Source organism: Streptomyces sp. NPDC053048 (genome assembly GCF_044547045.1).
Taxonomy (GTDB): domain Bacteria; phylum Actinomycetota; class Actinomycetes; order Streptomycetales; family Streptomycetaceae; genus Streptomyces.
In genome coordinates this window covers 215,459-241,552 of record NZ_JBITZS010000010.1, presented here as the reverse complement: position 1 = coordinate 241,552, position 26,094 = coordinate 215,459, and the positions used below count along the sequence as shown (strand labels likewise).

The window sequence follows — 26,094 nt, the reverse complement described above, 5'->3', positions numbered from 1 at the left end:
GGGTCACGCCTCCTGGGTCGTGTTCGTGGACTGCCGCGCCTCCTGGGCTGCGGCTCGTTGCTTGCTGCGGATGAAGCGGCGCCACACGGTCACCGCGGCCTTTCCGCTGTGGCCCTTGGTGACCTCCGGCCACAGGGCCTCGTACCTCCGCGAAAGGGCGGTCAGCTCGCTCGACTGGTACTGATCCCGGCTCCAGACCGGCATCGCGTAGCAGTGGCATCCGTCGTGATACTTGTCGCCGTCCGCGAAGGTGGCGGACGACTCGCTCTTGTAGACCGGGCCTCGGCTGATGAGCATCGCGCACCATCCGCACGGGGTGCCGGTGCGCGACAGACGCACGTACCCGAGGGCTCGCCGGTCACGGCGCATGTGCGTCCAGTTCGAGGACCGGGCGCCGTTCATCGCCACACGCGAGGCCGCGGCTGCCTGCCGGGCGCCTGCCTGCCGATGCGCCTCCGCGCGTGCGGCGTCGGCGCCCTTCGCGGGTTGCTGGTCGTCGACCCCGGCCAGGCGCCGGTTCAAGTTCTGTGTGCCGAGGGCGTCAAGAACCGTGCGCAGCTCCTCTTCGGCCGCGCGCTCGAGACGCTCCTCTTCCTCGCGCAGCCCCTTCAGCTCCTCGACAAGGATCTTCTCCCAGTCGCCGTCCTCGAGCTCCTGGCGCTCGCCCTTCTCGGGGGCAGCCGGGTCGCCCTCCTCCACAGGCTGTGGATCTTCCTTGTGGGCGGTCGAGGCTTCCCCGGGCTCACCGGTCGCGGCCTTGTCCGCACCCGAAGAGGTGGGAGGGCTGTAGGTGCCGGCCAACGCGGCGAACTCCCTGCGCAGGTCCCCGAGCGTGACGTGAGTCGGCTCCGGGTGATACGGATCGGCGACGGTGCTCCCCGTCTGGAGAGCCCGCGCGAGCCGGTAGTAGGCGCGAGCCAGATCCCTCGCCTGCCGCCTGCGGCCCATGACGAGCGAGATCGCCCGCCGCAGCCAGCCGCCAGCGGTGGCGGCCCGCAGATCGGCCGGCACATCTGCCCACAGCGCCAGCGCCTCGGCCGTGGTCTGCACACCGATCTGCGTCAGCGCCACGTGGAACGCGGCCGAGACCTCGTCCGTCTCGGCCTGCCTGGTGGGGCGCGTCACGCCGCCGCCTTCTCGACCGGCGCCGCATCCTCGGGGGTCGCCCGGTTGAGAGCGCCCGCGAGCTGGGCCACCGAGTCGTCGTCCTCGCGCATCTGCTCCCAGTCCTCAAGTTCGGTCTGGGTGACGCCGGGGACGCGCCGCCACAGGCCGCGCTCGGGGATGCCGAGCTGCTGGCGCAGCTTTCCGAGGGCATCCGCGGCCTGGCCCAGGCTGCGCGACTCCATGTCGCGCCAGACGACCTCGCCGCGGTAGTCCTCGGAGGAGGAGTGGTTGCCGGCCAGTTCGGCGGCCAGCCTGAAGACCCTCTCCCAGCTCTCGCCGAAGCTCGTCCGGAACTCTGCGATCTTGCGGCTCAGTGCCACCTCGGCGGCCTGGAGAGCTTCGGCACTCAAGTTGGCGATCTGGCCAAGTAGATGGTGCGGAGGCACCTGCGCGAGAGCGCTAAGGTGCCGGATGCTCATGTCGATCGAGTCGATGAATCCGCCGAGCGGGGTCTCGTCCAGCGAGCCGAAGCGAACGTCCGGATCTTCCGCGAACAAGAACCTGCGACTGTTGTGGTTGATCCGCAGGGGGATGGGGTTGCCCAGCTCGTCGAGCACGGGCTCGCCCGTCTCCGGATTGCGCTGGATCGGGGGCGCCATGCCCGTCGCCGTCCTGACCTTCGTGCTGCCGTAGGTCTGCGCGATGAGCAAGTCGAACACGGTCTGATTGATCCGGTCCTGGAGGCAGATCATCGGCTCGATGACCCCGAGCGTCCTGCCCTCAAGGTCCACATAGGCGGAGAAGCGGGTCACAGGGCATTCACTGGCCCCGTGGATCGAACCCCCCTGCACCCGAACCGACCGCTCGTCACTGAGCGACCGGAAGGTGACCGCGTACTCACGCTTGGCGTCCCACAGCCGGGCGGAGCCCGGCTGGTCATCCTTCGGCCAGGCCGTCACCGTCAAGGCCGCGTACGGCACGTCATCGTTCGCCGGGTCTTCGTAGAGCGCGGCCGTCTTCAGGGCCGACAAGCCCTTCGTGACGATGGCGCCGGTGCGGTTCTTCTCGGTGACGGTGAAGCTGTGCCCATAGGCCAGGGCGCCGCGATACACAGCAGCCTGCCTCGCGTCGAGACGAGACCGCTGCCAGTGTTCCCACTCTGGGGTGCCGGAGTCCGGCTCGGTCGAGGTCTCGGTTCCCGAACCCGAGCGGTGGCCGTCCACGTAGAGGGCCTGCGCCGGGGTGCCCACCAGCAAGGGGCACCAGTTGGACACCGAGCGCTTGGCGAGGAGCCGGTACTCATCGTCGGCCGCAGCCGGCATGTACGGGTCGGCGTGCCTGCCGTGCAGGTAGTCGTCGATGTGCCGCAGCCGGTCGCCGTCCCGATGCAGGATGGCCAGGAGCTGTCGCGCAAGCGTCAGCGGGGAAGGGTCGGCCATGGATCACCGCCCTTAGTTACAGGTTAATAGCTTGGTCAAAGGAAGTAGCCGCGACCAGTGCGCTTGCGCACCTTCCGGCCGCGAGCCCGGAGATCGAAGAGAGCCTCATGGGCCAACATGAGCGCGGCGTACGCGTCCACCTTCCGAGGGGACTCGCGCGTCTCCTTACCGAAGCTCACGCCGTAGTTGTTCGTCCTGCGCCTGGTGTTCAGCACATGCCGGCGGAGCTTCCGATCGCCGTCGTGGCTGATCTTCCGGTCGAGGATCGACCTCATCAGCCGTTCGTTCGCCATGGTCGACGCCTTCAGGCTGGTCCGCATGTCCCAGCCGATCGCGTCCTTGCCCGGCGCCTTCACGGCCAGGCCCTCGCCGTACGCGGCGGACCACTCGGAAATGCGGCTCTCCCACAACGCCACGTCGGCGTAGAAGCCCTGCACGGTGAAGGTGGCGAAGGCTTCGTGCACGGCCGAGTCGACCTGATCGCGGGGGACTTCCCAGTCTTTCCCTTGCGGGCCGTCCGGCTTCTCCCACAGGCCGAGGATGACGGCGTGCATGTCGCTGACGCGGAGCGCCAGCAGGCAAGTCGAGTCGTCGCGGAGGCCGCCGTCGAAGCCGAGTACGACCTCGTCACCGGGCTGGAGAACCTTCGCCTCGTCCCGCAGGACATCCCACTCGGCCGGGCCGAAGAGGGCATCCTCGCTCGCGACGATCTGATTCAGCCACATCCTGCGCGAGCGCGACGGCGCGATCGTGGTGTCCAGGATGGACTGGAGGATCGTCTCGACCCTCAACCAAGTTGCGTCACCGCGGATCTTCGGCAGAACGATCCGAATCGCCTCGGGCGTCAGCGGAGTCGCAGGGTGGGCCTCGATCGAGTCGTACATGAAGCCCACGTCCGCCGCCCGGCCTTCGAGGATCTTCTCGTACGCGTCGCGCATCTTTTCGGCGACGGAATCCTCACCGGGGAGGAACGCATTCGTGATCGCCAGATAACGGCTGTCGCGTTTGGTCGCGTTGCCGTCGATCGTGGCGTACATCTTGTCGCCGTTATTGCCTTCGACCCAGTGGTGCGTTTCGTTGAGAACAACAAACGTGGACCGCTAAGGACCGCGCCCCTTCCAGGGCGCGGTAACTACTCGTCACCGCCTCAAGTCGCTGTCGGCCACCGTTAGCGCGGATCAGCTCGGCCCCTGCCTTGATGCCGTACGTCTCAATGAGCCTGTCGCTCATGAGGCTCGGCATCAGGGTCATCGTATTTCTGGTCTGGTCGCGGCTGACCGCTGCCACCTGAACCCACGCCTGCGGATGCGGAATACCGACCGGCTGCCCGTTCTCGTCCCAATGTGAGAAGCGGCTCGGCCCGACGAATTCGACGAGGCTGATCACGGCAAGGAGGGGGTCCTTGCCGTAAGCCCCAGCCCTTCAGGCGCTGAAGGACGCCTTTTCGGTAAGCGAAGCGGCCGTGTTCATCGACCGCGTACCACCAAAGCGTCCAGCGCAATTGCTCACGAGTGAACTTCCAAGGGCCGCCGTCCTCGGCGCGCAGGTACTCAGCGCACCATCCCGCGACTTGCCACCCAAGCGTGCGCTCGGGCAGCAGCCAGGACCCGTCCGGGGCCTTTTGCCACGTGGGGCCAAGGAAGGAGGGCTCAAGCGCCTCGATCTCTTCTGCTGTAAGGGCTGGAATGGGACTCACCTCCTCCCGGAAGTCGGGCCGCCCGGCGTCGGCTAGACCTCACTCGGCGAGCCCGAGGTCCTTCCGGTAGTCGGCGATGGCCAGTACGGCCGCGGACTGCACCTCCGGCTCGGGCTCGTGCAGCTCAATCCGCACCCGGCGCCGGTCGCCCTCGGCGACGAGGAGCCGCTCGAACGCGCTGTAGATGGTCTGGAGCATCTGCCCGCTCCGCTTGCCGGCCTTCTTGTAGTACGAGAGGTCCTCGCACAGGGAGTACGCCAGCGCCCAGTCGGACTGCTGATAGAAGTCGGCCTGGCCGCTCTGCTTCAGCGAGTCCCAAAGGCGCTTCGCGATCGGGTGCCAGTCGCGGTCCGCGTTCGGCACCTTCGTGGGCCGGGCGACGCCTCGAGTCACCGACTGTACGTCGCCGCCCTTGCGCTCGCGGGGGCGAGCGAGGTCCGACTCGCGATTGGGTACCGGTCCGGGCACGGCTCACCTCCTACTCGATCAGGCCGGGGTGAGCCTCCGTCCTGCGAAATCTCTGCGCATGTCGGCGCCGTGCACGATGCCGAGCCGCTGCCCCTTCACGGGAAGACTTGACCTGGTGATGCCACCCGCAGAGTGCTCTCAGGTTGGCTTCTCGATGGTCGTCACCAGGAAGAATGTGGTCAATATCCGTAGCGGCCTCGCCGCAGCGTTCCCCGTACTGGTTTCGCTCGGTGCAGCGATATCCGTCGCGTCGAAGAACTCGAAGACGAATCTTGGGCCAGTCAGACGGAAGGCGATCACGCCTGCTGGAGCCCTTCCAATTGGGAATGGCAAAACCTCAGCCTGCGAAGTACGTATGTACGTACTTGGTCTTCACCAGGTGGCCCCTTCGGGGCCAAGCCTGCACTTACGCGAGTACGTACTTCGTCTTCATCATGGCGAGCCCCGTCAGGGGCTCAAGCCTCGCGACTTACGCACTTACACTTATAAGTCGCTAAACGATCTTGCTTTCGGAAACGCCCAAGCACGTGATCGTGCTCACACGTACGTGAGGCGACGGCGAAGAAGCACAGGCACCCGAAGGGTGCTCAAGGCGACGGCGAAGAGCAGAGCCGCCCGGAGGGCGGACACCCGAAGACGGCAAGCTGCTGTGGCGGCCGAAAGGCCGCCCCTTGGCGAAGACGCCTTACGTACATACGTAATTGGGAGCACGGCGGCCTGACGGCGCCGCTAGCCTGAGCTCATGGCAAACGACGAGCAGCCCACGGTAAGGGCGGCGATGGACCCCCTGGACGACATGGTCCTGGCCGTACGAGGCGACGAGAACAGCGCGGCCCCCGACTACGAGCTGCCGCCCGCAGTCACGCTCGACAAGGCGTCCGAAGTCCTCGACCTGGACCCCGCGGACGGTCTGCGCATGGCGAAGGCCGGCACGTACCCCGTGCCCGTGATCGACCTGAGCGAGGCGGGCTATCGGGTCGGTACGGCGAACCTCATCAGGGCCGTCGGCCTGGACAAGGTTCGGGGAGTGCTCCGCGTTCAAGGCTGAGCCCCAAGTCGCGGCGGCCCTGCTGGCACGCATTCCTGAGCAGCCGCAGGGCCGATCTGAGCCTCCCTCTCGCCGCCGCTGACCTGCGCCGACGCCTAGATGCCGTGGAGCGCGCGAGGTCTTGATCGACCTCGGAACCGTGGCGCAATCCGAGCTGCTATGACAGGGCGGTCTCGCGCGCGATCGTACCGGGGTCATCCCCCACCCCACCCGGCCGCCACTGCGCACGCGTACACGCGCGACACGCGGTGCTGAGGAACGCGCGCGCACTCCGCCATTGCTAGGCAGGATCGGGCATCGAGAGGGCGGGGAAACCGCCTCTGACCTGCACGATTGGACATGCTGTGAACCTGTGACTAATGTTCTCCATGTCGCCAACGACGCCAGCCGCAAGGCAGGCAGCAAGGCGGCAGGCAGGCGCTAGTCACAGGTTGACAGAGCCAACGCCAACCGCCTAGAGTTGGACTCACCGCAAGGCCGCTGAGAACGGGGCTCACGAGAGCCGCCGCCGGAAGCCAAGCAGTGAACCCGCCTCGCAAGGGGCAATGATTCGACCGCAGGTGTTAACCTGTGACAGGATCGAACAGCAGGGCCGCAAGGTCCAGCACACACACTTTGTAGTACGCCACTCGGCCCCCTGTCCTTGCGGGGATGGGATGTCGGAATCCGGGCCTCTCCGGATGCGAGTGGTAGCGGGTGACTTAGAGCCACCTCGCCGGAAGCCTAGGTCTTCCCTGTGCGGATGCCCGTACAGGGGGGACTGTCTGAAAGCGGAAAGCGGGACCAGGAATTCGAGCGAACCGTGGGTACAGCTTCCGATGAATGCGGGAACCGGCCTGACCGGAATACCCCGCCCTGTTGGAGTCGGTGAACCGAGCGACCCGAATGCGCCTTGTGCGTGGTCGGTGAGCATGGGGAACGTATCGTGCCGGGCATCCGGCATGGCATGGTGATACCGGTGGCGACACGGAGTTGAAGGAGTCGAGGCCAGCCGTTTACGAACGGTCCGGAGAGATCCGGCCGAACGGACCGAACGGACCGGAGTAGCGATCCGGGAAGATCGGGACGGGTGAATACGAACGGCTGGCTGCGTCAGCGCCTTAGCGCCCTGACAGAACCCAAATTGAGAGTCACCCGAAATTGAACTACCGGCCCGCAAGGGCCGGGGTCGCCCGCCTTGAGCGGGTGGCCGCATAGCCCCCCACGACGGGTCAAGCCGGTGGGGGGTACGGACTCCTCCCGCCCTTCGGGCGGGGGTTGAGTCGGGCCGCAGGCCCATCGCATTACTAATCTGTTAACCTGTAACTGAAAGGTGAGGTCACATGACCGTCTCCCTGATCAAGAACAACCCGCTCCAGTTCTCCGGCCGCTCCTTGTTGGAGGTCGCCATGGAGTCGTCGTGCAACCTCAGCGAGCGCACGTTCCAGCTCGGCCGCGAGCTCGACGCCACCCGCCGCGCCCTGGCGGACGCCACGCTCATGCTCGACCTGTACCACGAGGTCGGCGTCGGCCTGGCGGAGGAGATCCTTACCCTCGACACCGAACTGAACGAGGCGAACGCGGTGATCGCGATCCTGCGCGACTCCCTGGAGGAGACCCGCCGACTGCGTGACCAGCGAGAGCGTGTCCTGCGCGACGAGCTGGCGCACTACAAGGCTCTCGCCGCCGCCAACTGACGCCCGGACTGTTAACCTGTGACTGGCCGCCCCTCCCGTGTTGGAGGCTGGGAGGGGCGCCGGTCCTGAGTGATCGCGAGGATCATGTACCACAGGCTCGACGCACCATCCGACGAGACGCTGGCCAAGTACGCCGCCCGGCTCGAGGACGACTACCGCGCTTGGCCCTCCTGGTATACGGGCCGGTCCTCGGTCGACGACCTGCCCACGCACGTGGAGATGTTCACGTGGAACGACAGCCGTGCGGGCTGGATCGGGGACAAGAGCAACTTCGAGGTTGCCCGTGACGCCATCCGCACCGCCGCCGACGAAGGGCGTACGGACACCGCAGTGTCCGACGAGCAGGTCTACGAGTGCGGGGAAGGATCGAGCGCCTGGGACGTTGCCCAGCTCTTCATCCAGGTCTATGAGGAGATCTGTCCCCTCGACTGCCTTGGCACCCACACCGAGGAGTGCAAGCCGAACTGCGACCCGTACGAGGACGAGTGCTACGGCTCCGAGTGTGAGGGCGACTGCAACGGGCGCCGGACGTACACCGCGGCCTTCCGTGAGGCCGTCGCCTTGGCGGAGTTCGTTAAGAACGACCACCCGTTCCTCGACGAGGACGACTACTACGAGCAGCGCCGCGAAGTGTTCGAGAAGAACCTCGACGAGGCCCTCGCAGATGTTGCGCTGCACTACCCGTACGACACCGACGCGGACCACCAGAGCATCGTCGAGCACGCCTCCGAGCAGCTCTGGGAGCTGTCCCACGACGACCCCGACGGGCACGCGGACTGGGACGACGTGCGTGACGCGTACGACTACGGCCGCACCGAGCACTTCCTTGCCCTCGGGCGCGAGTTCATGCGCAACGAGATCCCCGGTCAGCTCGCCCTCATGCCGGCCTGACCTCTCCCCCCGAACCGCCACCCCTCCCTGTGCTCCCCTCCCGGGGAGGGGTGGCTCCCCATGCGAATGCGAGGACACATGTCTGCCCGCCCCTACGAGGTCCGCGTTTGGAACGAGGTCGCAGACCTCCTCGGCCTCTGGACGATCGAGCCGGACAACCAGGGCCGGTACGTCGTCACCCATGACTACCGCGAGGAGACCACCTTCGAGGCCGAGGGTGACGCCTTGGACTTTGCCCGCTTCGGCGCCGAGGCGCTCGTCGAGACCTCCCGTCGCGACTGCCCGTGCGAAGGAGACCCCGAGTGCGGCGTCTGGGAGCCCCACGGCATCTCCGTTCAGGAGGTCGAGGGCGAGCTCTCCCTGATCACCCCGCCCCTGCTCTGCCTGTAGACACCCACCACCAGGAGCAACACATCATGCGTGCCTTCAAGCGTCTCGACACGGTATTCGCGACCACCAAGTCCCTGCTGAGCCACATGCCGGCCATCTGGTCACGGCTGAGCCGCGCCCTGAATCCATGGGGAGCTCTGCGTGCCGAGCGAGAGACGACCCGCACCCTCTTGACTCTGGCCACCGAAATCGTCGAGGAGGTGGCCGACGAGATCACCCGACTCCGTAGTGCGGGGTGCGACCTCGCCGCCCTGTTCAACGACGGGATGCTGGCTTCCCACATCGCGGACAAGCTCACGTGCTCGGAGGCCGAGGAGCTCGCCGAGTTCTTCCGGGCCATCGACCACCCGGGCGTCGCCGACCTGTGGCTGGAGTGCCACGCCGACGGTGACGACGACGAAGACGACCTGCACTACCGGGGCGAGCGCTCCGAGCCCGTCGAGCTCGCCCTCGCGTCCTGAACCGGAAGAGAGTCCCACATGTCCAACTGTGATTTCTGCGGCCTGCCCGCCGCCCGCTGGCTGTACGTCCCGCAGGACCGCGCCACCGTCGCCCTGATGTCCGACAACGGCGTGGTGACCCCGCTCCCGAACGACGGCCGCTGGCGGGCCTGCGACCTGTGCTCCGACCTCGTCGACACCGACGACATGGCACGCCTGGTCGAGCGCTCCCTGACCACCTTGCGCACCCTCGGCGCACCCGTCCCGGACGGGGGCCTGGAGCTTGAGCACATGGCCATGGTCGTCATGGCCAACTTCGCCACTGTGCTCGCCGGTCGGCCCACCAAGTCCCTTCTTTGACCAGATAGTTAACCTGTAACAAGGCTGGAGTGTCACATGAAGTACCCCCGCACCCCCGAGGCAGAGAAGGCTGCCCGCGAGGTCGTCAACCGCTTCGTCCGCCAGGGCGACATGCGCCGGGCCGAAGCCAACCGGATCATGCGCGACGGCCTGCCGATCATCCTGAACGGCTTCGCCCAGGCACGCATCCAGGGCAAGCCCGAGGAGGCCATCACCGCCGACCTCGAAGCCGCACTCGCCGAGGCGAAGCAGCGCCAGGCCGCCGCCAGGACTGCTACGGCCCGCCGTCTCGCCTTGCTGGACCTCACCACAGCCGAGTTCGCCATCGCGGCATGGGAGGGCGTGCGCCGCGACCTCGCCAACCACCTCGCCGCCAACGCCTGACCGAGCCCACCTGCCGCCGGGCCGGGCGATCGGTCCGGCGGCCCTCAGCAAGGAGAAACATGCCCACCCTGTCCACCGCCATCCGGCCGCGCGTCTGGATCGGCTGCCTGGCTTGCTACAACGGCGGTCGCCTGACCGGCGACTGGTACGACGCCGACATAGCCGGGCTCGTCACCCCGGAAGACCTGCACGGCCGGCCGACGAGCCACGAGGAGCTGTGGGTCTTCGACCACGAGAACTTCCACGGCGCGCTGGACGGCGAGTGCTCGCCGCACGAGGCCGCCGAGATCGCCGAGGCCCTGGCCGACTTGTCCGACGACGAGACCGGCGCCTTCTCCGCCTGGGTCGACGTGTTCGGCGAGCAGTCCGACCGGGCCGACTGGGTCGAGAAGTTCCGAGACGACTACCGCGGATTCCACGACAGCGAGGCCGACTTCGCCCGCGAGTGGTTCGAGGAGACCTCCGATCCGGAGGAGACGGCCCGCCTCACCGTGTGGCCCTTCCGCGACATCGACTGGGAGCAGGCCAGCCACGAGCTGTTCACGGGCGGCTTCCTCGCCGAGCGGGCACCCGGCGGCATCTACGTCTTCTGCGCGTGCTGAACACCGAGCCCTGTGTCGAGTGCGGCGACGTGCCCGAGCTGCTCGACGAAGACCTGACCTGCGGCCCCTGCCGCATCCGAATCCACCTGGGAGCAACCGTGCTTGAGATGCAGACCGTCACCGTCCGCTTCGAGATTGAGGAGGTCGTGAGCTGCGATGTCGTCGCCGAGCTGGAAGTGCCGGCCGACATGGTCGACGACGACGAAGCGCTGCTCGCCTGGCTTGAGGAGAACGACGACGCCTGGGTGGACGAGATTGACCCGCTGTCCCAGCAGGTCGCCGAGCGCACCATCACCGCCATGTACGGCGCGGACGTGTGACCGCGATGACGAATAGCCGCGACACCGAGAAGATCAAGGCCGCCGTCACGAAGCTCGACGAGGCCGTGCAGATCTGGCGCAAGGAGCCGGAGGACGGACACGCCTGGTCGTGCGATTCCGAGAGCCCCGGCCATCACCTCGCCGAAGCGGCCGAGGCCCTGATCCTCGCCCTCCCCACCGTCACGTGGCCCGACTCCTGGTTCCAGGCCAAGCCCGCCACGCAGCCCGGGGGCCGCCCCGTCAGCAAGTACGAGGAACGGCTCGTGGACGAGCTCCTCGAACAGCTCGGCCTCTGACCCACACACACGAAAACGGCGCCGCCCCTCCCGTTGGAGGAGGGAGGGACGGCGCCGCTCGAAAGGATACCCATGAGCACGATGACCTGCCGCGACTGTGGCATCGGCCCCTACGGAGCCCAGCCGTCCGGCCTCTTCCGCTGCGACGAATGCGGCCACCTCCTCGACCTCGACACGGCGTACTTCGACCCCGACGAGGTGGTGAGCGTGGACGCGGACGGCACCCTGCTCCACCACCTCACCCCCCACGCCTGCCTGAAGTGGCTGGACGAGCTCTGGGCCTACCCGACCGGCGACTGGAGCCGTGCACAGGAAGTGCTGATGCAGGCCCGACGCGCCACGAAGGAACTCAAAGCAGCCCTCCGTGCCGGCCTGCCCTACCAGGCGGCGAGCTCGTGACCGTCGCGGCCCCGCCCAGCAACACCGTTCAGTGCGTTGTCTGCACCGGGCCCATACGCCACATCGAGCGCAAGCCGTACGAGTGCGCCGACTGCGGCAGGCACATCTACATCAGCGACGGACTGATCCGTCCCGGCTACCACTGGGAGATCGTCACCGGCTGGCTGACCAGCGTCGAGACCGTGGACGTGGACTGATGTCGAACGTCACCCTCGCCACCGACGACTTCCCCTGGCTGACCGAGTCCTGGTCGCAGGAAGACCTCGAAGCCGTCGCCGCCCCCTGGCCCGTCCGCTGGCTCTTCCCGCCCGAGGAGGGCGACCCGGAACGCGTGGTCTACCCCTTCAGCGGTCCCGGCGGGCTCGAGGTCGGCATCCGCGATGTCCTCGGCCACAACCTCGACATCATCGGCATCGAGCTCAACAAGGACGCCGCCGCGACCGCCACCGCGGCCGGGTTCCAGCGCATCGTCGCCGACGTGCGCACCCTCGACCCGCACCACCCCGCCCTTCGGTGGACACGCGGCCTGCTGGTCACGGCCCCGTGCCAGTGCTGGACCCCGGCCGGCAAACGGGCCGGACTCGACCCCCGCAACCAGCAGATCTTCCTCGACATGCTCACCTGTGCGTGGGAGGCCACCATCGGCGTCTGGGAGGAAGACCAGTGCGCCGAGGACTGCCCGAGCGACTGCCCCGACTGCCCGTACGGCTGGTCCGGCCCCATCTACGGCCTCGACGAAGTCCGCGCCATGGCGAAGGACTTGACCGACGAACGGATCGGCCTCCTCGTGGAAGTCGTGATCTGGGGCCTGGCGCTGTCGGCCGTGGGGGAGGACTTCCGCTGGATCGCCATGGAGCAGTCCAGCGCCCTGCCAGAGGTCATCATCGACGGCATCCGCGACGAGTTCCGGTGCGCCGACTGGCTCTCGGTGGACTTCCAGGTCCTCGACGCGGTCGAGTACGGACTCGCCAGCCGCCGCAAGCGCACCTTCATGCTCGCCGCCCGGCACCGCTACCTCGACACCGCCCGCACGAAGCCCTTGAGCGAGATCCCCTCTACCACCACGGCCGAGGCCCTCGGCTGGCCCGAAGGCATCAGGGTCAACACGAGAGGCGTCCGTAAGACGGCGGGCGGGAACTGCTGGAGCGCCGACAAACCGGCCACGGCCATCACCTCGAAGATCCGCGGGTGGTACTGGGAGCACGACAAGGACCGGAAGTTCTCGCTCGACGAGGCCGCGCTCCTGGTCGGCTTCCGCCCCGGCTATCCGTGGACCGGCTCCCGGTCGAGCTGTACGCAGCAGATCGGCGATGTGGTCGCCCCACCGATGGGCGCCGTCGTGATCGGCAGCCTCCTGTCCCAGCCCTGGGAGGAGCGCCTGCGGCAGTACCTCGCCGAGATCTACAACCACGAACCCGCACGGCCCGAGCACGCGCTCGCCGCCTGATCACCGAAGAGAGAACATGCGCGCCAACCTCCTGCTGATGCACTACGCACGAAGCCCCCTGGACTGCCCCGCGTGCGAGGCGGACCGGCTCACGTCCATGGCCGACGCCCGCATAGCCATCTGCATCGCCTCCGGCGTGGCCATCGAGGACATCGACCCCGCCACCGGCTACGACCACTCCCGTCGCGGATACGAACGCGTCCGCGCCTCCTGGATCGACCTCATCCGCCAGCACGGCGCCAGCGAGTTCCACGAGCTCCGCGACATCGAAGAGGTCCGCGCCCTGTGGGCGGAGAACCGGCCCGAGTTCGTCGAGGACGACGACTGGGTGACCGAGGCGTTCGACGCCCACAAGGAGTTCATCGCCTCCCTCGGCCGGCCGTGCCGCCGATCGTCCTGCGTCGTCCACTTCCCCGCCCCGACCCTCTGAACCGCAAGGAGCCCCACATGACCGACCACGACATCATCGCCACCACGACCGACGGCCGCTTCCGCGTGCGCCTGGTCCCCGACGAGGACGCCCGCAACCCCCGCGAGGACTTCGACCACCTGGCCCACGTGATCACCATCGACACCCACCTCGGCCAGTACCACCCCGTCGACAAGGACGGCGGCCCGCTCGCCCAAGCCTGGGACCGCGTGAGCTGGAACCGCTGGCAGGGCATCGAGATCTTCACCCGCTGGGCGGCCATCTTCCACAACGCCATCGTCATCGAGTCCCGGCCGGCACGCGGCCCCGTCTCCCTGTGGTACCTGCTGCGCGAGGACGCCGAAGACCTCGGAATGCTGCCCGAGGCGTACCTCGACGCCGAGCGCGCCGAGTACGAGGCGTGGGCCGAGGGCGACGTGTACGGCTACATCGTCGAAGAGGCCGTCGACTGGCTGCGGGCGGACGCGGACGACACCATGTCCACCTGGGAAGAGGTCGACTCCTGCTGGGGGCACTACGGCCGCGAATGGGCCGCGCAGGCAGCCCGCCACGCCCTCACCTTCTACGTCGGAAAGCAGCAGGTGACGGCGGCGTGACCGCGCGTTCCCCCGACTACGCCTGGTGCGGGCCCTGCGGTCAGGGCCTCCTGTACGCCGCCCCGTGCCGAGAGTTCATCTGTTCGCGTTGCGGTGCGCACATTGATCCCGACATCGACCTTTGGTTGGACCCGGGACAGACATGGGCCGTTGATTCACACGGCCGCCTCTATGGGCGGCCGGTGCCGCCATCACCACGACCGTGAGGACAACATGAATACCCACACCGAGACCTTCTCCCTGTCCAACGGCGCGGCCCTCAGCGTCCGCATCGAGCGCGGCCCCGCAGGGGACGTGATGCTCCACGAGCAGAACACCATGAACCCGCACGGCGGCGGCCGGATCTACTGGCGGATCTCGCGCCTGTACCTGATGAACGGCGACGAGGCCATGCCCATGCGCAACCCGCGCTTCGAGTGTGCCGAGACGGTCGGCGAGGCCGCCGAGCTGGCCCTCGGGTTCTTCGTCGAGTGTGCGGAGTCCTGCATCCAGCACGCCAGGGCAGAGGGCATCCCCGTCGAACACTGCTACATCTGAGCTGTTAACCTGTGACCGCTCATCTTCTTCGTAAGCGCCCGGAAGGCCGCCTCCAGTGCACCCGGTGCCGGGCGGCCTTCACGGGCCAGGAAACCGCAGCTCGGTCCCGCTTCCCCTGTCCCGGCGAGCCGCTGGTGCACGGGTTCCTCGGGCAGCGCGAGCACATCGTCTACCCCACGTGGGCCAAGGACCGGTCCTGCGAGGCGTGGAACTGCCCGGACCCCGACCCCTCCCACGCCTGGCACGGGCCCGACCCCTACTGCGACGGGAGCCCCTGCCGGACCTGCCTGCACGACTGCGACTGCGACGTGTGCGAGGGCCACGTCCGGGCGCCCGGCCTGTACCGCCTCATCGACAGCCGCGAAGGCTGACCACCCAACGGACAAGGAGTAATCAGATGGCCACCACGACCGCCAAGCACCAGGTCTTCGCCGACTGGATCAATCTCAAGGCTGTCCATGCCGGCCTGCCTGTGAACATCCCCCGGGCCAGTGGCGCCGCCAAGGTCGCCGCAGCCGTGGGAACGACCCGCTCGTCCGTCGAGCGCATCCTCGCCGGAGACGGAATGCCGGCCTACCGATTCTGGCCCCGGTGGGCGAAGGCCCTGAACGTCGAGTACAGCGAGTTCGAGGAGCGGGCGAGCGCTGCCCTCAGCGAGAAGGCGGGACGCCCCGCAGGTGAGCCACGGCTCATCGGCGTCGCGGGCGGCGCCGGTCACGGCAAGGACGAACTCGGACAGGCACTCGTCGAGCGCGGCTGGCAGCGCAAGGCGTTCGCCGACAAGGTGAAGGACTTCCTCTACGCGATGAACCCACCCGCACCTCACGCGGACGGCGTGGAGGCGTACTCACTGGCCGTGGAAGTCGACTGCTTCGGCTGGGACGAGGTCAAGGCGTACCCCGGAGTGCGCGAGCTCCTCCAGCGCTGCGGCACCGAGGCCGGACGCGGTGTCCTCGGCCCGGACGTGTGGGTGGACGCACTCTTCCGCGACTACGAGGAGTGGGACGCCCCGGTCGTCATCACCGACGTGCGGTTCCCGAACGAAGCCCAGGCCATCAAGGACCGTGGCGGCCTCGTGGTCCAGGTGCGCCGCCCCAAGCAGATCCTCATCGACGGGGCGGCCCACATCAGCGAGAACGCGCTGAAGGACTGGGACTTCGACGCCACCGTGCTCAACGTCGGCACCGTGGCGGACCTGCACAAGTCTGCGGAGCGCCTACTCCGGCCAGTGTGAACCTGTGACCGATGTGTTAACCTGTTTCAAGAAGGGAGGGGCCGTGAAAGCGACCCTGAGCAAGGACGGTCGGTACCGCTTCGACCTGCGCGTCACCCACCGCGTCGGCCTGGGGGAGATGACCCAGATCCTCGCCGCCATACACGGCGACTACGGCGATGTGGACCTGGGCCCCCTGCCCGAGCGGCTTAGCCGGACGGCCATCGCCACAGAGGTGAGGCAGTACCTCGCCGAGTACGGCTGGGCCCGGCTCGACGGCTGGGCCGACCACCTCGACTACGAGGGGCAGGTCGCAGTGGAGACCTGGGCCAAGAGCGTCGTCGAGGCCGCATTCCCCGAACTGAAGGAAGACCAGTGATACAGACCATGGACCTGGCCGACGAGCTGCGGAACATCGTCGCTGACATCGAGAAGCTCTACGAGGAGCAGCGCAACACCCTCGTCGAGAGGTGGGGCGAGGACGGCGACGTACCCACCGAAGACCTCCCCGAGTACGACGAGATCGGCTACGACCAGCTCGTCGAGGACGCCGACCTGCTTCTGTCCATCCGGAACCGCTTGGTCGAGCTGATCGGGCCCAAGGCGGCTGCGTGAGGATCACCCCCCGCAAGGAGGAGATCGAGGCGATCAAGGCGCTCTTGGAGGACCCCACCTTCGAGAGCGCCGACCAGATGGCCAAGGTGATCTACAAGACGGCCGCCGAGCTCCTCCAGATGCGTGACCTGTTCGCCCTCGTCCACACGTGGAAGGACGGTTACCGCGGCCTCAACTTCGGCCCCTTCGGCAGCGAAGCCGAGATCAAGACCTTCGCCTCGAAGATGGCCTTCGGCGGAACCGGCCGGGTCGTCAAGCTCTACAGCCCCGGCGTGATGCTCGCCAACGTGGACGGCAAGAAGGGCTGGAAGGGCTACTGCTTCGACCCCGAGTGTGGCCACGCCCCCTTCACTCACTCCATCGCCAACGCCTCGCGAGGCGCCTGCCACATCCCCACCTGCCCCTGCACGAAGTTCAAGTCCACGTAGAACAGAAAGCCCCCGCCAGCATGAAGCCCGTCGAGTGGCAGACCTGCCAATGCAGCTCGAAGCGAGGCTTCGCCGATCGACGCTCCGCCGAGAAGGCCCTCGGCCGGGCACAGGCGAAGCGAGATCGCCACGCAGAGCGCCAAGGCATTCGCCGCGGAATCGCCCGCGAGAACCGCATCTACCAGTGCGACCACGACCTCTACCACCTCACCAAGCAGAGCCGACGCGACTACCAGGGAGCCGCCGAATGAAGCCCAGCCAGAAGGTCCTCGACAACGGCTGGGGGTGGGTGCTCGGCGTCTCCGGCGAGGAGTGTCGCGTCTACTCGCGCCCGGAGCCCGACCCCGCCAAGATCCTCCGGCAGGTTGCACAGCTCCTCGGGATCGACGACTTCACGAGCGTGCCGGCCGCCGTCCGCCAGCTCCAGCAGGACAAGAGGCAGGCCGTCGCGTCGGCGGCAACCGCCTGGGCCGCCGTGCACAACCTCACCCGCGTGGAGGGGCGGGCTTGACCCAGGGCGGGAGCAACCGGCTTCTGACGCCGGAAGAGGTGGCCTCGTGGCTCAAAGTCAGCGAGATCACCGTCAAGAACAAGTACCGGACGTGGGGACTGCGGCCCCAGAAGGTCGGCCGCCTCCTGCGCTTCCGCGAGCGCGACATCGTCGCCTATCTCGAAGATCACTACGGGTAACAGGCACAGCGTTGCCTTGCCCCAGTACGAAAGGGGGCCATATGGCAACCGTCTTCCAGAAGTGCAAGACAGATCCGCAGGACCGAAACTACCCCTGCGAGAAGAACCGCTGCGGTCACAACTGGACCGTCCGGTACCGCGAGCCCGGCGGCCGGACCGCGAGACAGCGGGAGAAGACCTTCGCGAAGAAGACCGGCCCAAACGGGGCCGATGCCTTTGCCTCGAAGGTCGAGAACGACAAGGGCATGGGTATCTACCTCGACCCGCAGCGGGGAGCGATCACCCTCCGGGCGTGGGTGAAGGACTGGCTCGAACGGCAGATCCTCGCCGAGGGAACCTTCAGGAACTACGAGGGCTTCATCCGGAACCACCTCGTGCCGCACCTCGGCCGTAAGACCCTTGCTGGCCTCGCGAAGCCCGACTTCGAGCGGTTCATCGCGGCCCTGCACCGCAAGGGCGAAGGCATGGCTGCCTCGACGATCAACGACCGTATGAACATCGTGACGGCGCTGCTCGATGCCGCCATAGTTGAAAAGCGAATATCCGAGAACCCGGCCAAGGGCGTCAAACTGCCTCGGACGAGCACGACGGCCGTGGACGAGGACGAGATCCCGACCCTCGAAGAAGTCGATCTCCTCGGAAAGCACATCTCACCTCAGTACCGCCTCACGATCTACCTGATGTCCGGCGCTGGTCTGCGGCCAAGCGAGGCCCTCGCCTTCGCGAGCGAATGCCGGCGGACCGAGTTCATCAGGGTTCGCTGGCAAGTGAGCGCTAAGGCGAACCGTGGCGACAGCCGGACGACATTCGTGCCACTGAAGCACCGAGCCGAGGGCGAGTACCGAGACATTCCGATTGCCCCCTTCTTGGATGAGGAGATCGAGGCCCACGAGGCACAGTGGGCTCCTATCCCCGTCGCTTTCAAGACGGCGTCCGGCAAAGATCGACAGCTCGACGTCTTCTTCGCTCCCCGCGACCGGGGCAAGGGGACCATGCCCACAGCAGGAACGTTTGGCTACCACTTCAAGAAGGCGTGCATAGCCGCCGGACTCGTTGACGCGAATGGCAAGCCGAAGTACACGCCTCATTCTCTGAGGCACTTCTTCGCCTCGACGGCGCTGGCGCACGGAATCCCGATCCACGAGGTCTCGCGCTGGCTGGGCCACAAGTCGATCAAGGTCACGGTCGACATCTACGGCCACCTCGTCCCGGGGGCCTGGCACCGCTGCCGAGAGGTCATGCAGAGCGCGATGCGGCCGGTACCGTTGGACGTGGAGAGCCCGGCCTCCGAGGTCGCTGGCGACTACGGCACGGCGGCGTGACGTGCTGACCTGCGCTGACCGTGCTGATACTGTGCTGACTCGGTCCCTCAGAGGGGGCGTTTCCGCAGGTCAGAGCGTTGTGGTAGACATTCCGCTTCAACGTCTGAGCCGGCTGTCAGGGGCCGTCCTGCCTGCGGAAACGCGGGGAGGGCGGCCTTTTGTCATCCCTTGTCCGGCCATCCCCGCATAGTTGCGGAATTGCCGCCGGAGAGTGCTCTTCGCATGTGCCTGTGGATCTCGGTTACGCACCGCTGAGCTGCAATTCACCACATCCGGTGATTCCTTGGCCTAGAGTTGCGGACCGCAACCTACGGTTGCCAAACTGTTGCGGACTGTCAACCCCTTGGGAGTGGACGTGGCCTTCGGTGACCAGCCCGCATACCTTCGCGTCGCCGGCGATCTCCGGCAGAAAATCGTCGCAGGCGAGCTGCCGCCGCACACACGCCTTCCCTCCCAGGCCCGGATCCGTGAGCAGTACGGCGTCTCCGACACCGTCGCCCTGGAGGCCCGCAAGGTCCTGATGGCCGAGGGGCTCGTCGAGGGGCGCTCCGGGTCCGGTACGTACGTCCGCGAGCAGCCCGTGCCGCGTGCCGTGGTGCGTACGGGCTACCGGGCCGTCGGGGAGTCCACGCCCTTCCGCCAGGAGCAGGCCGATGACCGGGTCAAGGGCACCTGGGAGTCGCGCAGCGAGCAGTGCGCGGCCGACACCGCCGTCGCCCGGCGGCTCCGGATCGGGCCGGGCGACCGGGTGATGCGCACCGACTACCTGTTCCGCTCCGGCGGCGAGCCCTGCATGCTCTCCACCTCCTGGGAGCCGCTCGCGCTCACCGGCCGGACGCCCGTGATGCTGCCCGAGGAGGGGCCGCTGGCGGGGCGCGGCGTGGTCGAGCGGATGGCTGCCATCGACCTGGTCGTGGACAACGTCACCGAGGAGGTGGGCGCGCGTCCCGGGCTCGCGGAGGAGACCCTCGCGCTCGGCGGGGTGCCCGGCCACTGCGTGCTGGTGGTCTCCCGGACGTACTTCGCGGGCGGCTGCCCGGTCGAGACCGCCGACGTGGTGATGCTCGCCGAGCGCTTCCGCGCCGCGTACCACCTGCCGGTGAAGTAGGCGTGAACCGCATGTGAACTGTCCTGCCCGCCGCTCGTACCGGCGGGTAGGAAGTGCGGCCTTTGTCCCGATTTCACCCGCCTTAAAGTCCCTCTCCTTACTGTTGTAAAACTCACATAGCCCCAGGTCAGAGCCCTTTCGCGGAATCAAGCAGGCCAAATCGCTCGTACGATGGCGCGGTTTGTGTCCTGCCGTGGGGGAGTTAGAAAGCAAAGGAGATCCGGGGCTTGAGTACCGAACAGGGTTCGAACTCCAATTACCGCCGGACCCTCGGCACGACGGCGCTGACCGCCGTCGGCCTCGGGTCGATCATCGGCTCCGGCTGGCTGTTCGGCGCCGAGCGCGCCGCGGTCCTGGCCGGCCCGGCCGCCATCTTTGCCTGGGTCATCGGCGCCATCGTGGCGCTGACCATCGCCCTGACGTACACCGAGCTCGGCTCGATGTTCCCCAAGGCGGGCGGCATGGTGCGGTACGGGCAGTTCTCGCACGGCTCGCTGGCCGGCTACATGGCCGCCTGGGCCAACTGGATCGCGATCGTCTCCGTCATCCCCGGCGAGGCGACGGCGTCGATCCAGTACATGAGCTCGTGGGACTTCGGCTGGGCGAAGAACCTGTTCGACGGCAAGGAGCTCACCGGCACCGGCCTCGCGGCCGCCAGCGTCCTGGTGGTCTTCTACTTCTTCCTGAACTGGTTCGCCATCACCCTGTTCGCCAAGACGAACAACGCGATCACGGTCTTCAAGGTCGTGGTGCCGGTGCTGACCGCGGGCGCGCTGATGTTCGCGCACTTCGACACCAGCAATGTCGTCGACCACGACGGGTTCGCGCCCAACGGCTGGAGCGCCGTCTTCAGCGCCGTCGCCGTCGCGGGCATCGTCTGGGCCTTCAACGGCTTCCAGTCGCCGCTGAACATGGCCGCCGAGGCCCGTAACCCCGGCAAGTCGCTGCCCAAGGCCGTCATCGGCTCCATCCTGATCGCGCTGGTCATCTACATCGCGCTGCAGGTCGCCTTCCTGATGGCCGTCCCCGCCGCGGACCTCTCCGGCGGCTGGAACAGCCTCGCCTACAAGTCGCCCCTGGCCGACCTCTCCATCGCCTGGGGCCTGAACTGGCTGGCGCTGCTGCTCTACGCGGACGCCTTCGTCTCGCCCTCCGGCACCGGCATGATCTACGCGGCCACCACCTCGCGCATGATCCACGGCGTCCAGGAGAACGGCCACCTGCCGAAGGTCTTCGGCAAGGTCGACCCCAAGACCGGTGTCCCGAAGCCGGCCCTGCTGCTCAACCTGGTGATCTCCTTCGTCTTCCTGGCCGTCTTCCGCGGCTGGGGCTCGATCGCCGAGATCGTCGGTGTCGCCACGGTCATCTCGTACATCACCGGCCCCGTCGCCGTGATGTCGCTGCGCCGCATCGCGCCGGACATGAAGCGCCCGGTCAAGCTGAAGGCCATGCCGGTCATCGCCCCCATCGCGATGATCTTCGGCTCGCTGGTCATGTACTGGGCCCGCTGGCCGCTGACGGGCAAGGTCATCTTCATCATGGCCATCGGCCTGCCGATCTGGGCCTGGTACGAACTGCGCAAGCCCTGGGCCGAGCTCAAGCCGCACCTGCAGGCCGGCGCCTGGATGGTGGCCTACCTGCTGGTCATGGCGTTCGTCTCGTGGGCCGGCGGCACCGAGTTCGGCGGCAAGGGCTACCTCGCCCCCGGCTGGGACATCGTCGTGGTTGTCCTGATCGCGCTCGCCTTCTACCTGTGGGGTGTGCGCAGCGCGTGGCGCAACCCGACGCTTGTTCAGGTCGAGCAGGAAATGAAGGACGTCCACGCGGCCGAGGAGCCGGAGGACGCGGAGCTCGCCCAGGCCAAGTAACCCTTACGGGTGGCCGAATGCGTACCTCTTCGTGAAAACCCGTATCCGCTGCGTAAAGGTCGGGCGTACGCTCGGGCATATGCGGACTGCGGTTTCTTCGGAAGTCACCGAAGGGCGTGCGCCGGTGCGCGCGGCGACGGGAGGGCAGGAGCGATGACTGACACCGGACCGGTCCTGCCCTGGCTGGTGATCCGCCAGGACGAGAACGGCAACCGCTACCGCGTCGGCCGCTACGCCACCAGAACGGAGGCGGAGCGCGTGGCCGACCGGCTGGACGCGGAGGGCCGTCGCCGGCTCTACATAGTCGAGCGGGTCGGGCGCGCCATCACCTAGTCGCCTCCCGGGGAGGCGGGGCGCGCCCGGCGCGCACCACCCTCCGTGAGTGCGCCCCCGGGGCGGCGCTTCCCAGGCCCGGCGCCGTCCCGGGCCCTCCCGGGCCCGGACAGCGGCCCCGGCCCCAGGCCCCAGGCCCGGCACGTCATGTGCCGGGCCTTACGCTTTCGTGCCATGGACGCGGTACGTGTGGTGGTCGGCGGAGCGGTGTTTCACCAGGGGCGGCTGCTGGCCGCGCGGCGCAGCGCCCCGCCCGAGCTGGCCGGCCGCTGGGAGCTGCCCGGCGGCAAGGTCGAGCCCGGTGAGACGGCCCGCCAGGCGCTCGTGCGCGAGCTGCGCGAGGAGCTGGGGATCGAGGCCGAGCCGCTGGAGCGCGTCGAGGGGGAGTGGCCGCTGGGGCCCGGTTACGTCCTGCACGTCTGGACGGCGCGGCTGGTGGCGGGCGAGGCCCGCCCGCTGCAGGACCACGACGAGCTGTGCTGGCTGGCCCCCGACCGGGTGGGCGACGTCGACTGGCTCGAGCAGGACCGTCCCGCCGTGGCCCTCGCCGCCCGGCTGCTGGCCGCGGCGGACGCCACCCCTCCGCGCTGACCTCCCGCTCTCAGCGCCGACCGCTCTCAGCGCCGACCGCTCTCCGCGCCGACCGCCCTCAGCGCCGGCCTCCTGGTCCGCCCCCGACCGGGCGCCCTACGCCGGTGTACGCCGAATGCGGCAACTCTCGCGGACGGAGCCGGACGAAGAAGATAGTCCGACCCCTATACCGGGTATGTGCTGATTATTAGCCCCAAAGCCGGACATGATGGTGGGGTCGCAGCGGTCTGGGAAGTGGTCGGCGTGAGCGACAGCGCAGGGACCTTGGAATGGACGCCCGGCTTCGCCGAATGGAGCTTCCCCGCCGAGGCCGGCGCGGTGCGCACCGCCCGCACCCTGGTCCGCGACACCCTGCGCGAGTGGGGCCTGGAGGTCGTCACCGACGTCACGGTCCTGCTGGTCAGCGAGCTCGTCACCAACTCGCTGCGGTACGCCAGCGGGCCCATCGGCGTCCGGATGTACTCCCACGCCGGCCCCAGCCTCCTCGTCGAGGTCTCCGACCCCCTGCCCGACCCGCCCCGCGAACGCGTGGCCGAACCCGACGACGAGGGCGGCCGCGGACTGCAACTGGTGGCACTGGCCTCCAGACGCTGGGGTACCCGACCCGGAACCACCGGAAAGACGGTGTGGTTCGAGCTCAGTCTGCCCGGTTAGTAACCCGGGGAGAAGACATAGCGGGTTGAGACCGTGCTGTGATCGTGAAGTCCGTGTTCCGAAGGGCCCCTGTGCTGGATACTCGGCCTTCTGATGCCGGTGCGAGCACATGAGCCGGAGGGGACGGGCACGTGAGCGAAAAGCCAGCGGGTACTGCGGGCAGGCCAGAGGGTACGGACGCCACATGGATGTGGCAGAGCAGCCCGCCCGGGTCTCTTTATGACTACATCCGCGTGGCGTCGTTCTCCCTCGGCTCCGACGGCCGGATCGAGCAATGGAGCGAACGGGCGACCGAACTCTTCGGGATAGCGGCCCGGCACGCCGTCGGCAAGAACCCCCTCGAGGTGTTCGCGCCCGTCGACGCACGCCACCACCCGCCCCGCCCGGCCGTGCCCTTTCTCGCCGAGGGCGGCCTCGACGGCAAGGCCTGGACCGGGCTCGTGCCCTATCAGCGCGACGACCGCCAACAGGGCCTCGCCGAGATCTATGTGATGCCCAGCCAGAACGGCGACGGCGAGCGCGCCGCCCTGTGTGTGGCCGTCGACGTCCGGGCGCTGCGCGGAATAGAGACCGACATCGCCGCGTCGGAAGCCGTTTTCGGCCAATCTCCGCTCGGCTTCTTCTTCTTCGGCACGGACCTGACCCTGCTGCGCGTCAACGAGAGTTTCGCCCAGACTTTCGGCCGCCCCGCCGCCTGGCACCGTGGCCGCACCCCGCACGACTTCCTGCCCCGCCACGAGGCCGAACGGCTGACCGCCGCCCTGCGCCAAGTCCTCGACAGCGGAAAGCCGGTGGCGGACATTCAGCTCGTCGGACCGGTGCCGGGCCACAGCGAGCGGCGCCGCTGGTCGGTCTCCCTGTACCGGCTGCACAGCGGCAGCGGACGGCCCATCGGCGTGGCCGCCATCGCCACCGACGTCACCGGACGCCGCCGAGCCGAGCGCGAGGCCGCCGGCGTACGGCGCAACCTGGCCCTGCTCAACGAGGCCGGCGCGCGCATCGGCAACTCCCTCGACCTGGAGACCACCGCCCGCGAGCTGCTGGACGTCGCCGTCCCGCAGTTCTGCGACCTGGCCTCCGTCGACCTCTACCAGGGCCTGCTCGTCGGCGACGAGGCCCCGCCCGGCCTCGCCGACGGCAGCGCCGAACTGCGCCGCGTGGCCTACTCCAGCGCGGTGTCCGGGGTGCCCGTCGACGACGGCCACAAGCCCATCCAGGTCGGCGAGGTGCACCGCTACCCCTTCCACTCGCCGTGCGCGCAGGCCCTGCGCACCGCGCACGTCCAGGTCGTCCCCGGCCGCGAGAGCGAGGAGGGCCCCGAGCTGGGCGCCGTCGTGCAGTCCACGCTCGCCGTGCCGATGGTCGCCCGCGACACCGTCGTGGGGCTCGCCCAGTTCTCCCGCACCAAGGGCAGCGAGCCCTTCGGCGAGCGGGACACCGCCCTGGCCGTCGAGCTGGCCGCCCGTGCGGCCGTCTGCATCGACAACGCCCGCCTCTACCGCCGCGAGCACGAGCGCGCCCTGATCCTCCAGCGCAGCCTGCTGCCCCCCGGCGACCCGGAGGCCGCCGGCGTCGAGATCGCCTGCCGCTACCTGCCGGGCAACGCCGCCACCGAGGTCGGCGGCGACTGGTTCGACGTCATCGAGCTGCCCGGCCACCGCACGGCGCTCGTCGTCGGCGACGTCATGGGCCGCGGGCTGCGTGCCGCCGTCGCCATGGGCGAGCTGCGCACCGCCGTGCGCACCCTGGCCATGCTCGACCTCGAGCCGGCCGAGGTGCTCTCCGCCCTCGACGAGATCGCCCACGGCCTGGGCCGGCCCGGCGGCAAGCAGTCCGCCTCGCGCGGCGTGCGCGGCAGCGTCCGCCCCGCCGACCTCTCCGAGGTCTACCTGGCCACCTGCGTCTACGCCGTCTACGACCCGGTCACCCGGCGCTGCACCGTCGCCAACGCCGGTCACCTGCCGCCGGTGCTGGTGGAGGCCGGGGAGCCGGCGGTGCTGCTGGAGGTCCCGCCGGGGATGCCGCTGGGCGTGGGCGGCGAGCCGTTCGAGGAGACCGAGATCGAGCTCCCCGACGGCGCGCTGCTCGCCCTGTACACCGACGGCCTCGTCGAGTCCCGCGACCACCCCCTGGACGAGGGCCTGCAGGCCTTCCGTGAGGCCCTGTCCGACCCCGAGCGCCCGCTGGAGGACGTCTGCGACCACGTCCTGAGCGCGCTGGACACCCACCACGGCGAGGACGACATCGCCCTGCTCATGGCCCGGCTGCGCGGCCTGCGCCCCGGCTGCGTGGGCGACTGGACGCTGCCGCCCGAGCCGCGCTCGGTCGCCCGTGCCCGCGAGCTGGCCCGCGACCAGCTGGAGGCCTGGGACCTGACCGACCTGGTGGACACCACCGAGCTGCTGGTCAGCGAGCTGGTCACGAACGCCCTGCGCTATGGCGAGGGCGAGATCAGGCTCCGGCTGCTGCTGGACCGCACCCTGGTCTGCGAGGTCTGGGACGGGGGCCACGTCCAGCCGCGGCGGCGGCGCGCCCGCGACACCGACGAGGGCGGCCGGGGCCTGCAGCTGGTGGGCCTGCTCAGCGCCGCCTGGGGCAGCCGCCGCATCCCGCACGGCAAGACGGTCTGGTTCGAGCTCGGCCTCCCCGACGGCGACTCCCCGGCACCGGACGCGGTGGAGGCGCTGCTCAGCCTGTACTAGGGCCCGTGCCGACCCATCGGACACGCCCTAGCCCTGATTCCGCG

36 protein-coding genes are annotated in these 26,094 nt (G+C 68.4%); 31 read left to right on the top strand and 5 right to left on the bottom strand.

Features of this window, described 5'->3' with window-relative positions; genetic code table 11:
* Window positions 1-3 precede the first annotated feature (3 nt).
* From ACIG36_RS26970 to ACIG36_RS26950, 5 genes are all read right to left on the bottom strand, one after another.
* The gene (locus tag ACIG36_RS26970) at window positions 4-1,125 is read right to left on the bottom strand and encodes a hypothetical protein (RefSeq protein WP_399932949.1); all 1,122 of its coding nucleotides are present in this window, start codon (window positions 1,123-1,125) and stop codon (window positions 4-6) included.
* Window positions 1,122-2,546, bottom strand: coding sequence for a phage portal protein (locus ACIG36_RS26965; RefSeq protein WP_399932946.1), 1,425 nt, complete (start codon window positions 2,544-2,546; stop codon window positions 1,122-1,124). The genes ACIG36_RS26970 and ACIG36_RS26965 overlap by 4 nt, the downstream gene beginning before the upstream one ends.
* A gap of 35 nt (window positions 2,547-2,581) precedes the next feature.
* On the bottom strand, window positions 2,582-3,583 hold the full coding sequence (locus ACIG36_RS26960; protein WP_399932943.1) for a terminase: 1,002 nt from the start codon (window positions 3,581-3,583) through the stop codon (window positions 2,582-2,584).
* A gap of 10 nt (window positions 3,584-3,593) precedes the next feature.
* A complete protein-coding gene (locus ACIG36_RS26955; RefSeq protein WP_399932940.1) occupies window positions 3,594-3,932 on the bottom strand; it encodes a hypothetical protein in 339 nt (112 codons plus the stop codon).
* A 349-nt stretch (window positions 3,933-4,281) separates the two neighbouring features.
* Window positions 4,282-4,710, bottom strand: coding sequence for a hypothetical protein (locus tag ACIG36_RS26950; protein ID WP_399932938.1), 429 nt, complete (start codon window positions 4,708-4,710; stop codon window positions 4,282-4,284).
* A 742-nt stretch (window positions 4,711-5,452) separates the two neighbouring features.
* On the opposite strand from ACIG36_RS26950, the gene ACIG36_RS26945 reads away from it, so the two are divergent.
* The 31 genes from ACIG36_RS26945 to ACIG36_RS26795 all read left to right on the top strand — a co-directional run bounded on the left by ACIG36_RS26945 (window position 5,453) and on the right by ACIG36_RS26795 (window position 26,050).
* Window positions 5,453-5,758, top strand: a complete 306-nt coding sequence (locus ACIG36_RS26945; protein WP_399932936.1) for a hypothetical protein — start codon at window positions 5,453-5,455, stop codon at window positions 5,756-5,758.
* Between the two features lie 1,322 nt (window positions 5,759-7,080).
* Window positions 7,081-7,434, top strand: a complete 354-nt coding sequence (locus ACIG36_RS26940) for a hypothetical protein (RefSeq protein WP_399932934.1) — start codon at window positions 7,081-7,083, stop codon at window positions 7,432-7,434.
* 84 nt (window positions 7,435-7,518) lie between these two features.
* The gene (locus ACIG36_RS26935; RefSeq protein WP_399932931.1) at window positions 7,519-8,325 is read left to right on the top strand and encodes a hypothetical protein; all 807 of its coding nucleotides are present in this window, start codon (window positions 7,519-7,521) and stop codon (window positions 8,323-8,325) included.
* A 78-nt stretch (window positions 8,326-8,403) separates the two neighbouring features.
* On the top strand, window positions 8,404-8,715 hold the full coding sequence (locus ACIG36_RS26930) for a hypothetical protein (protein ID WP_399932928.1): 312 nt from the start codon (window positions 8,404-8,406) through the stop codon (window positions 8,713-8,715).
* A gap of 26 nt (window positions 8,716-8,741) precedes the next feature.
* Window positions 8,742-9,176 carry a hypothetical protein gene (locus tag ACIG36_RS26925; protein ID WP_399932925.1) on the top strand — a complete coding sequence of 145 codons (435 nt, stop codon included), beginning with the start codon at window positions 8,742-8,744 and terminating at the stop codon, window positions 9,174-9,176.
* Between the two features lie 18 nt (window positions 9,177-9,194).
* The gene (locus ACIG36_RS26920; RefSeq protein WP_399932922.1) at window positions 9,195-9,515 is read left to right on the top strand and encodes a hypothetical protein; all 321 of its coding nucleotides are present in this window, start codon (window positions 9,195-9,197) and stop codon (window positions 9,513-9,515) included.
* A gap of 36 nt (window positions 9,516-9,551) precedes the next feature.
* On the top strand, window positions 9,552-9,899 hold the full coding sequence (locus ACIG36_RS26915; protein ID WP_399932919.1) for a hypothetical protein: 348 nt from the start codon (window positions 9,552-9,554) through the stop codon (window positions 9,897-9,899).
* Between the two features lie 59 nt (window positions 9,900-9,958).
* A complete protein-coding gene (locus ACIG36_RS26910) occupies window positions 9,959-10,501 on the top strand; it encodes an antirestriction protein ArdA (protein WP_399932916.1) in 543 nt (180 codons plus the stop codon).
* A complete protein-coding gene (locus ACIG36_RS26905) occupies window positions 10,495-10,821 on the top strand; it encodes a hypothetical protein (RefSeq protein WP_399932913.1) in 327 nt (108 codons plus the stop codon). The genes ACIG36_RS26910 and ACIG36_RS26905 overlap by 7 nt, the downstream gene beginning before the upstream one ends.
* Before the next feature lie 5 nt (window positions 10,822-10,826).
* Window positions 10,827-11,117 carry a hypothetical protein gene (locus tag ACIG36_RS26900; protein ID WP_399932910.1) on the top strand — a complete coding sequence of 97 codons (291 nt, stop codon included), beginning with the start codon at window positions 10,827-10,829 and terminating at the stop codon, window positions 11,115-11,117.
* Between the two features lie 72 nt (window positions 11,118-11,189).
* Window positions 11,190-11,516, top strand: coding sequence for a hypothetical protein (locus tag ACIG36_RS26895; RefSeq protein ID WP_399932908.1), 327 nt, complete (start codon window positions 11,190-11,192; stop codon window positions 11,514-11,516).
* Entirely contained in the window at window positions 11,513-11,713 is a 201-nt protein-coding gene (locus ACIG36_RS26890; protein ID WP_399932905.1) for a hypothetical protein, read from the top strand. The genes ACIG36_RS26895 and ACIG36_RS26890 overlap by 4 nt, the downstream gene beginning before the upstream one ends.
* Complete coding sequence (locus ACIG36_RS26885; RefSeq protein WP_399932903.1) at window positions 11,713-12,963, top strand: hypothetical protein; 1,251 nt, start codon at window positions 11,713-11,715, stop codon at window positions 12,961-12,963. Before ACIG36_RS26890 ends, ACIG36_RS26885 begins: the two co-directional genes overlap by 1 nt.
* Window positions 12,964-12,979: 16 nt before the next feature.
* Window positions 12,980-13,393 carry a hypothetical protein gene (locus ACIG36_RS26880; protein WP_399932900.1) on the top strand — a complete coding sequence of 138 codons (414 nt, stop codon included), beginning with the start codon at window positions 12,980-12,982 and terminating at the stop codon, window positions 13,391-13,393.
* A 17-nt stretch (window positions 13,394-13,410) separates the two neighbouring features.
* Window positions 13,411-13,989 carry a hypothetical protein gene (locus ACIG36_RS26875; protein ID WP_399932898.1) on the top strand — a complete coding sequence of 193 codons (579 nt, stop codon included), beginning with the start codon at window positions 13,411-13,413 and terminating at the stop codon, window positions 13,987-13,989.
* Window positions 13,990-14,202: 213 nt separating this feature from the next.
* The gene (locus ACIG36_RS26870; protein ID WP_399932895.1) at window positions 14,203-14,526 is read left to right on the top strand and encodes a hypothetical protein; all 324 of its coding nucleotides are present in this window, start codon (window positions 14,203-14,205) and stop codon (window positions 14,524-14,526) included.
* Between the two features lie 134 nt (window positions 14,527-14,660).
* The gene (locus ACIG36_RS26865) at window positions 14,661-14,897 is read left to right on the top strand and encodes a hypothetical protein (RefSeq protein ID WP_399932893.1); all 237 of its coding nucleotides are present in this window, start codon (window positions 14,661-14,663) and stop codon (window positions 14,895-14,897) included.
* Between the two features lie 26 nt (window positions 14,898-14,923).
* The gene (locus ACIG36_RS26860; RefSeq protein ID WP_399932890.1) at window positions 14,924-15,760 is read left to right on the top strand and encodes a hypothetical protein; all 837 of its coding nucleotides are present in this window, start codon (window positions 14,924-14,926) and stop codon (window positions 15,758-15,760) included.
* A 43-nt stretch (window positions 15,761-15,803) separates the two neighbouring features.
* Entirely contained in the window at window positions 15,804-16,118 is a 315-nt protein-coding gene (locus ACIG36_RS26855) for a hypothetical protein (protein WP_399932887.1), read from the top strand.
* Window positions 16,115-16,354: a hypothetical protein gene (locus ACIG36_RS26850; RefSeq protein ID WP_399932885.1), complete on the top strand. Its 240-nt coding sequence runs from the start codon at window positions 16,115-16,117 to the stop codon at window positions 16,352-16,354. The genes ACIG36_RS26855 and ACIG36_RS26850 overlap by 4 nt, the downstream gene beginning before the upstream one ends.
* Window positions 16,351-16,782 (top strand): hypothetical protein, encoded by a 432-nt coding sequence (locus ACIG36_RS26845; protein WP_399932883.1) that lies wholly within the window; start codon window positions 16,351-16,353, stop codon window positions 16,780-16,782. Before ACIG36_RS26850 ends, ACIG36_RS26845 begins: the two co-directional genes overlap by 4 nt.
* Window positions 16,783-16,802: 20 nt before the next feature.
* Window positions 16,803-17,033 carry a hypothetical protein gene (locus ACIG36_RS26840; protein WP_399932880.1) on the top strand — a complete coding sequence of 77 codons (231 nt, stop codon included), beginning with the start codon at window positions 16,803-16,805 and terminating at the stop codon, window positions 17,031-17,033.
* Window positions 17,030-17,293 (top strand): hypothetical protein, encoded by a 264-nt coding sequence (locus tag ACIG36_RS26835; RefSeq protein WP_399932877.1) that lies wholly within the window; start codon window positions 17,030-17,032, stop codon window positions 17,291-17,293. Before ACIG36_RS26840 ends, ACIG36_RS26835 begins: the two co-directional genes overlap by 4 nt.
* On the top strand, window positions 17,290-17,472 hold the full coding sequence (locus ACIG36_RS26830) for a helix-turn-helix domain-containing protein (RefSeq protein ID WP_399932874.1): 183 nt from the start codon (window positions 17,290-17,292) through the stop codon (window positions 17,470-17,472). The genes ACIG36_RS26835 and ACIG36_RS26830 overlap by 4 nt, the downstream gene beginning before the upstream one ends.
* Before the next feature lie 41 nt (window positions 17,473-17,513).
* The gene (locus tag ACIG36_RS26825) at window positions 17,514-18,794 is read left to right on the top strand and encodes a tyrosine-type recombinase/integrase (RefSeq protein ID WP_399932872.1); all 1,281 of its coding nucleotides are present in this window, start codon (window positions 17,514-17,516) and stop codon (window positions 18,792-18,794) included.
* Between the two features lie 355 nt (window positions 18,795-19,149).
* Entirely contained in the window at window positions 19,150-19,902 is a 753-nt protein-coding gene (locus tag ACIG36_RS26820; RefSeq protein WP_399933383.1) for a GntR family transcriptional regulator, read from the top strand.
* 227 nt (window positions 19,903-20,129) lie between these two features.
* Window positions 20,130-21,770, top strand: a complete 1,641-nt coding sequence (locus ACIG36_RS26815; protein ID WP_399932869.1) for an APC family permease — start codon at window positions 20,130-20,132, stop codon at window positions 21,768-21,770.
* Between the two features lie 153 nt (window positions 21,771-21,923).
* Entirely contained in the window at window positions 21,924-22,103 is a 180-nt protein-coding gene (locus tag ACIG36_RS26810; protein ID WP_399932866.1) for an SPOR domain-containing protein, read from the top strand.
* A 174-nt stretch (window positions 22,104-22,277) separates the two neighbouring features.
* Window positions 22,278-22,694, top strand: a complete 417-nt coding sequence (locus ACIG36_RS26805; RefSeq protein WP_399932863.1) for a (deoxy)nucleoside triphosphate pyrophosphohydrolase — start codon at window positions 22,278-22,280, stop codon at window positions 22,692-22,694.
* Between the two features lie 234 nt (window positions 22,695-22,928).
* Window positions 22,929-23,348 carry an ATP-binding protein gene (locus ACIG36_RS26800; protein ID WP_399932861.1) on the top strand — a complete coding sequence of 140 codons (420 nt, stop codon included), beginning with the start codon at window positions 22,929-22,931 and terminating at the stop codon, window positions 23,346-23,348.
* A 188-nt stretch (window positions 23,349-23,536) separates the two neighbouring features.
* Complete coding sequence (locus ACIG36_RS26795; RefSeq protein WP_399932858.1) at window positions 23,537-26,050, top strand: SpoIIE family protein phosphatase; 2,514 nt, start codon at window positions 23,537-23,539, stop codon at window positions 26,048-26,050.
* Window positions 26,051-26,094 lie beyond the last annotated feature (44 nt).